At 71.3% G+C, this 6,670-nt stretch carries 6 protein-coding genes; 4 read left to right on the forward strand and 2 right to left on the reverse strand.

The genetic code is table 11. The features are described 5' to 3' along the window. Positions 1-140 precede the first annotated feature (140 nt). A complete protein-coding gene (locus tag ROTAS13_RS16775; protein WP_075822902.1) occupies positions 141-2,057 on the reverse strand; it encodes a peptidylprolyl isomerase in 1,917 nt (638 codons plus the stop codon). 180 nt (positions 2,058-2,237) lie between these two features. Here ROTAS13_RS16775 and tpiA point away from each other — a divergent pair, with 180 nt between their 5' ends. The 4 genes from tpiA to kdsA all read left to right on the forward strand — a co-directional run bounded on the left by tpiA (position 2,238) and on the right by kdsA (position 6,078). Then, on the forward strand, positions 2,238-2,987 hold the full coding sequence (gene tpiA, locus ROTAS13_RS16780; RefSeq protein WP_208852670.1) for a triose-phosphate isomerase: 750 nt from the start codon (positions 2,238-2,240) through the stop codon (positions 2,985-2,987). Between the two features lie 109 nt (positions 2,988-3,096). Further along, positions 3,097-3,495 (forward strand): preprotein translocase subunit SecG, encoded by a 399-nt coding sequence (gene secG, locus ROTAS13_RS16785; protein WP_019460316.1) that lies wholly within the window; start codon positions 3,097-3,099, stop codon positions 3,493-3,495. A gap of 118 nt (positions 3,496-3,613) precedes the next feature. Continuing rightward, positions 3,614-5,245 (forward strand): CTP synthase, encoded by a 1,632-nt coding sequence (locus ROTAS13_RS16790; RefSeq protein WP_019460315.1) that lies wholly within the window; start codon positions 3,614-3,616, stop codon positions 5,243-5,245. Continuing rightward, entirely contained in the window at positions 5,242-6,078 is an 837-nt protein-coding gene (kdsA, locus tag ROTAS13_RS16795; protein WP_075822903.1) for a 3-deoxy-8-phosphooctulonate synthase, read from the forward strand. Before ROTAS13_RS16790 ends, kdsA begins: the two co-directional genes overlap by 4 nt. 4 nt (positions 6,079-6,082) lie before the next feature. Here the strand turns inward: kdsA and ROTAS13_RS16800 are convergent, their stop codons facing one another. After that, complete coding sequence (locus ROTAS13_RS16800; protein WP_075822904.1) at positions 6,083-6,661, reverse strand: YceI family protein; 579 nt, start codon at positions 6,659-6,661, stop codon at positions 6,083-6,085. Positions 6,662-6,670: the final 9 nt, after the last annotated feature.

A 6,670-nucleotide genomic window follows, 5' to 3' on the forward strand; every position in this document is an offset into this window, starting at 1 on the left:
AGGGAGGTCTCGCTCATGGCCGGCCCCTTCCCGGGCCGGCCGGCAGGGGGCGGGGGAGGGCGGCGTCGGGGATCATGGCCAGGATCATGGCCGGACAGTGTTCCGCCTCCCGGCGCCGTGATCAAGCGGGGCGTGCGGCATCACGGCATCCCCCCGGCGACCTGCGGCAGCAGCGCCTCGTTGATCTGCACCGGGGTGCTGTCGCGCAAGGCGTTGAGGTACTGGATCTCCAGCTCGTCCCCCATGCCGTTCTCGATCCGGCCGCGGAAGGCCCGCAGGGCCGTGGCATCGTTCACGTCGCCCGGCGTGACCTCCAGCACCTGCGCCACGGCGAAGCCCTGGGCGGTACGCGCCATGGTGGCGTCCTTGGGCTTCGTGCCGAAGATCTGGTTCAGCAGCTCGGGCGGCACGCGGGGGCCGGCCTCGTTGCGCCCGTCGCGGCCGAAGGGATCGCTGCGCAGGGCGATCACCCCGGCCTCCTTCGCCGCATCCTCCAGGCTGCGCCCGTCCTTCACCGCGCCGAGCAGCGCGGCCGCCTTCTCCTCCTGGGCATGGGCGCGGGCATCCTCGGTCCAGGCGGCGCGGACGGCGTCCACCACCTGCTCGAAGGGCCGGGGCGCGGGGGGCTGGACCGAATCCAGCTCGACGCCCACGAAGCCGGCCCCGGCCTTGGATTCCTCCATCCGCGCGGGCTGCCGGGGCTGCGCCGCGAAGATGGCGGCCACGGTCTCGTCCCGGGCATAGTCCGGCACCGGCAGCGTGGCGGCCTGCCCGTCCGGGGCATGGCCAGTGGCATCCACCGTCACCGTGCCGACCTCCATGCCGAACTGCTTCGCCGCCTCCGCCAGCTTCGCGCCGCCGGCCAGCGCGTCCTCGGCGCCGTTGATGCGCTCGAAGGCCATGTCCGCGGCCTTGCTCTGGGCCAGCTCGTTGCGCAGCTCGTCGCGCACCTGGTCCAGCCCGCGCACCGCCGGGGGATCGACCTTGGCCACCTTCAGCACATGCCAGCCGAAGGAGGACTTCACCGGCGCCGACACCTCGCCCTCCGGCGTGGCGAAGGCCGCCCGGGCCAGTTCCGGCACGGGGATCTCGGCCTGGGACAGCGTGCCCAGCTCCACCGGCTGCCCGCCCTCCGCCTTCGCCTTCTCGCTGATCGTGGCGAAACCGGCGCCGCCCTTCCAGGCCTCGGCCAGGGCCTTCGCCTCTTCCTCCGACCGGGGGCCGGTGGGGAAGAGAACCTGCTCCAGCGTCCGGCGCTCCGGCGCGTGGAAGCGGTCGCCGGCGGCGGCATAGGCCTGGGCGATTTCCTCGTCCGTGACGTGGACGTCCTTCATCACGATCTCGGCGGCCAGCCGCGCGACGGTCGCGGTGCGGTATTCCGGGGTGGAGAACTGCTGCGGGTTGTTTTCCCAGAAGCGGCGGAGCTGCTCCCCGGTCGGGGCCGGCGGCTCCGGTGCGTCCGAGAGCGGCAGGGTCGCCAGCTCCACCACACGGCGCTCGCCCGCCTGGGCCAGCAGGGGCTTCACCAGCGCATCCGGGGCGTGGATGCCCGCGCGGATCGAGGTGATGATCTGCTGCCGCTCCAGCTCCCGCTTCACCAGGGCCAGGAAGCCGTTCTCGTCCAGCCCGTTGCCGCGCAGGAACTGGTTGAAGATGGGGCGGCTGAACTGCCCGCCCGCCTGGAAGGCCGGGATGGCGAAGACGTAGTCGCGCACCGCCTGGTCGGAGGCGGCGATGCCCATGCGGTCGGATTCCGCCGAGGCGATGCGCTGGTTGACCAGGGCCGCCACCGCCTGCTGGGCCGCGGTCTGCCGCACGGCATCGTTGACGGCGAAGTCCGGGCCGAGCTGCCGCTGCAGCTGCGCCATCTGCCGCCGCGCCGCCTGCTGGGCCTCGGCCAGCTCGATCGGCTGCCCGTCCACGCGCGCCACGGCGCTGTCACGGCCGAAATTGCGCACGACGTCCTCGATCCCCCAGATGCCGAAGGAAAGGATCAGCAGCAGGAACAGGCCCTTGGCGAACCATGTCCCGGCGAGGCGGCGGAAGGCGGTGAGCATCTCGGTCCGGCAAGTCCCTGAGGCGGCCCGGGGGCGCCCGAAAGAAGAAGGGTCCGGCATGGTACGCCGGGTCGGGGGCACGCCTTACCGGAGGCGGGCGGAGTTGCCAAACCTCCACCGGCCGGGATACCGCCGGGGAGAGCGAATGAAACGTTCGGAGAGGTTTCGATGACCCCTGGCATCCGCCCGCTGATCGCCGGCAACTGGAAGATGAACGGCACCGCCCGGGAGGCCGCCGGCCTCGCCGACGCGGTCCGGCAAGGGGCGGGGGCGGTGACCGGCGCCGTGGACCTGCTGGTCTGCCCGCCCTTCGTGCATATCCACGCGGCCTCCGCCGCCATCGCCTTCCAGCCCATCGCGGTCGGGGCGCAGGACTGCTCGCCGGAGGAGAAGGGCGCCCATACCGGCGACGTTTCCGCCCCGATGCTGGCGGATGCCGGCTGCGCCTATGTGATCCTCGGCCATTCCGAGCGCCGCGCCGACCATGGCGAGACGGACGCGCTGGTGAAGGCCAAGGCCGAGGCCGCCATCGCCGCCGGGCTGGTCCCCATCGTCTGCGTCGGGGAAAGCCTGGCCCAGCGGGAGGCGGGGGAGGCCGAATCCGTGGTGGCCGGGCAGATCGCCGGCTCCCTGCCGGACGGCTTCACGGCGGCGAAGGGCGTGGTGGCCTATGAGCCCGTCTGGGCCATCGGCACCGGCAAGACGCCCACCGAGGCGGACATCGCCGCCATGCATGCCCGGATGCGGCAGGAGCTGGTGGCCCGCTTCGGCGAGGCGGGGCAGGGCACCCGCCTGCTCTATGGCGGCTCGGTGAAGCCTTCCAACGCCAAGGCGATCCTGGCGCTGCCGCATGTGGATGGCGCGCTGGTGGGCGGCGCCTCGCTGGTGGCGGCGGACTTCCTGGCCATCGCCGCCGGCGCGGCGGGCTGATCCGGGCCCGGACCGGTCGGGATATGCGCGGGATTCGGGCGCAAAACCCCGGCCGGGCCGCTCGGCCGGGGTAGCAACGGTCACGCGGGGCGGCTAGAAGCCGGGCACCATGACCACCGTCCTGCTCGTCCTGCACTTCTTCGTCGCCCTCGCGCTGATCGGCGTGGTGCTGCTCCAGCGCAGCGAGGGTGGCGGCCTCGGCATCGGCTCCTCCCAGGGGATGGGCGCCTTCATGACCGGGCGCGGCACCGCCAACCTGCTGACCCGCTCCACCGCGGTTCTGGCCACGCTCTTCATGGTGCTGGCCATGGCGCTGGCGCTGATCAACCGTGGCGCCAGCCAGAGCGGCGGCAGCTCCATCCTGAACAACCCGCCCCCGGCCGCCGGCGCGCCCGCCACCCCCGGTGGTACGCCCGCCGCACCTTCCACGACCCCGGCGCCTGGCGCACCCCCGGCCCTGCCGGCCCTGCCGGCGACTCCGTCCGGGCCTTCCGTCCCGAACAACTGACGGCCCCTGCATCGATCCCCGCGCGGTTCAACACCCGCGCGGGTTTGATCCGCGCATGGCCCTCCCGCGTGCCGTGCGTGTAGCCGGGCACCCCCGGAAAGGGTTATGACGGACTCCCATGACGCGGTTCATCTTCATCACCGGCGGCGTGGTCTCCTCTCTCGGCAAGGGCATCGCCGCCGCCTCCCTCGCGGCGCTGTTGCAGGCGCGCGGATACAAGGTCCGGCTGCGCAAGCTCGACCCCTATCTCAACGTGGACCCGGGGACGATGAGTCCCTATCAGCATGGCGAGGTCTTCGTGACCGATGACGGGGCGGAAACCGACCTCGATCTCGGCCACTACGAGCGCTTCACCGGCGTCCATGCGAACCAGGCGGATGCCTGGACCTCCGGGCGCATCTATTCGGAGGTGCTCGCCAAGGAGCGCCGCGGCGACTACCTGGGCGGGACGGTCCAGGTCATTCCGCACATCACCGACCACATCAAGGCCGGCGTCCTGGCCGAGACCGAGGACTACGACTTCGTGCTGGTCGAGGTCGGCGGCACGGTGGGCGACATCGAGAGCCTGCCCTTCCTGGAAGCCCTGCGGCAGCTCGGCAACGAGCTCGGCCAGCGGCAGAGCCTCTTCGTCCACCTGACGCTGGTGCCCTACATCCCCTCGGCCGGCGAGCTGAAGACCAAGCCGACGCAGCACAGCGTGAAGGAACTGCTGGGCCTGGGCATCCAGCCGCAGATCCTGCTCTGCCGCTGCGATCGCCAGATCCCGGACAACGAGCGCCGCAAGATCGCGCTGTTCTGCAACGTGCGCCCCGAGAGCGTGATCCCGGCCTTGGATGCCAGCAGCATCTACGAGGTGCCGCTGAGCTATCACGAGGAAGGGCTGGACCGGGAGGTCCTGCGCCACTTCGACATGTCCGCCTATGGCGAGCCGGACCTGAGCCGCTGGCAGCAGATCGTGCGCGGCCTCAACCACCCCGAGGGGGAGGTGAAGGTCGCGGTGGTGGGCAAGTACACCAACCTGCTGGACGCCTATAAGTCGCTGAACGAGGCGCTGATCCATGGCGGCATCGCGCACGGCGTCAAGGTGAAGCTGGACTGGGTGGATGCCCAGGTCTTCGAGACCGGCGGCGCGGTGGAGCGGCTGGAGGGCGTGCACGGCATCCTGGTGCCGGGCGGCTTCGGCGAGCGCGGCGCGGAGGGCAAGATCGAGGCCGTCCGCTTCGCCCGCGAGCACAAGATCCCCTTCCTCGGCATCTGCTTCGGCATGCAGATGGCGGTGATCGAGGCGGCGCGGAACGAGGCCGGGCTGAAGGAGGCCTCCTCCACCGAGTTCGGCCCCTGCGCCGAGCCCGTGGTCGGCCTGCTGACCGAATGGCGGCGCGGCAACGTCACCGAGCGCCGCGACGAGGCCAGCGACCTGGGCGGCACCATGCGCCTGGGCTCCTATCCCTCGATCCTGGCCGAGGGCTCGCTGGTGCGGCAGGTCTATGGCGGCGCCGCCGAGATCACCGAGCGCCACCGCCACCGCTTCGAGGTGAACGTGAACTACCGCGACCGGCTGGAGGAGCACGGGCTCCGCTTCTCCGGCATGTCGCCGGACGGCGTGCTGCCGGAGATCGTGGAGCGGCCGGACCATCCCTGGTTCATCGGCGTGCAGTTCCATCCCGAACTGAAGAGCAAGCCCTTCGCCCCGCACCCGCTCTTCGCGGGCTTCGTGGGCGCGGCGGTGAAGCAGGCGAGGCTGGTATGATCACCGTCCGCGTCGGCGCCCCGGGCAGCCGGGTCGCCGAGATCGCCAACAACCGGCCGCTCGCCTTCATCTCCGGCCCCTGCCAGATCGAATCCCGCGCCCATGCGCTGGAAACCGCCCATGCCCTGCGGGATATGGCGGAGAAGGCCGGGGTGGCGATGATCTACAAGTCCTCCTACGACAAGGCGAACCGGACCAGCGCCAATGCCGCCCGCGGCATCGGCATGGCGGAGGGCCTGGACATCCTGGCCGAGGTGCGGGAGGCCACCGGCCTGCCCGTGCTGACCGATGTCCACACCGCCGAGCAATGCGCCCCGGCGGCGGAGGCGGTGGATTGCCTGCAGATCCCGGCCTTCCTGTGCCGCCAGACCGACCTGCTGCTGGCGGCGGGGCGGACCGGCAAGCCGGTGAACGTGAAGAAGGGCCAGTTCCTGGCACCCTGGGACATGCGCAACGTGGCGGCCAAGCTGGCCTCCACCGGCAACGACCAGGTGATGCTGTGCGAGCGCGGCGCTTCCTTCGGCTACAACACCCTGGTCTCCGACATGCGGGCCCTGCCCATCATGGCGGAAACAGGCTTCCCCGTGGTCTTCGACGCCACCCATTCGGTGCAGCAGCCGGGCGGGCAGGGGACCTCCTCGGGCGGGCAGCGGGAATTCGCCCCCGTCCTGGCCCGGGCCGCGGTGGCGGTGGGCGTGGCGGCCGTCTTCATCGAATGCCACGAGGACCCGGACCACGCGCCCAGCGACGGGCCGAACATGATCCCGGTCCGGGAGATGCCCGCGCTGATCGAGCGGCTGATGGCGTTCGACCTGCTCGCCAAACCGGGCTGACCTTCTACTCTTGGAGCTGGAATTCCCCTTCCAGCTCCAGCGAGACCTCGTCGCCCACGGCGGGCAGGTAGCCGGTCATGCCGAATTCCGAGCGCCGGATCGTCGCCTTGCCGTCGAAGCCGAGCGTGTAGCGCTTGCTTACCGGATGCACCCCGGCGGCGTTGAAGGTGACGCGCAGCGTCACCGGCTTCGTCACGCCATGCAGGGTCAGCCGTCCGTGGACCCGGGCGCCGCGCTCCCCCGTCCGTTCCACCTTCTCCGCCACGAAATGCGCCGTCGGGAAGCGGGACAGGTCGAAGAAATCCGCCGTCCGCAGATGCCGGTCGAGATCCGCGTCGCCGGTCCGCAGCCCGTCCACCCGCACCGTCACGTCGAGCGCGGTGCGGGCAATGTTCGCGGGATCAAGCACCAGCTGCGCCTCGACCCCGGTGATCTGCCCGCGGTAGATCGACAGGCCGAAATGATTCACCGCCCAGGTGATGCGGCCATGCGCGGAATCCAGGCGGTAGCGGCCCGCGCGGATCGCCATCGGGTCGCGGTTCATGGCGGGGGCGCCCTGCGGCAGGGCCTGTCTCTTGATCACAACTACGCA

Origin of the sequence: Roseomonas sp. TAS13 (assembly GCF_001950415.1) — a bacterium.
Lineage (GTDB): Bacteria > Pseudomonadota > Alphaproteobacteria > Acetobacterales > Acetobacteraceae > Roseomonas > Roseomonas mucosa.

Bases quoted from the DNA above. Each gene is read 5' to 3' on its own strand.
- ROTAS13_RS16775 (WP_075822902.1), bottom strand. From the start codon at position 2,057: ATGCTCACCGCCTTCCGCCGCCTCGCCGGGACATGGTTCGCCAAGGGC.
- secG (WP_019460316.1), top strand. From the start codon at position 3,097: ATGACCACCGTCCTGCTCGTCCTGCACTTCTTCGTCGCCCTCGCGCTG.
- ROTAS13_RS16790 (WP_019460315.1), top strand. From the start codon at position 3,614: ATGACGCGGTTCATCTTCATCACCGGCGGCGTGGTCTCCTCTCTCGGC.
- kdsA (WP_075822903.1), top strand. From the start codon at position 5,242: ATGATCACCGTCCGCGTCGGCGCCCCGGGCAGCCGGGTCGCCGAGATC.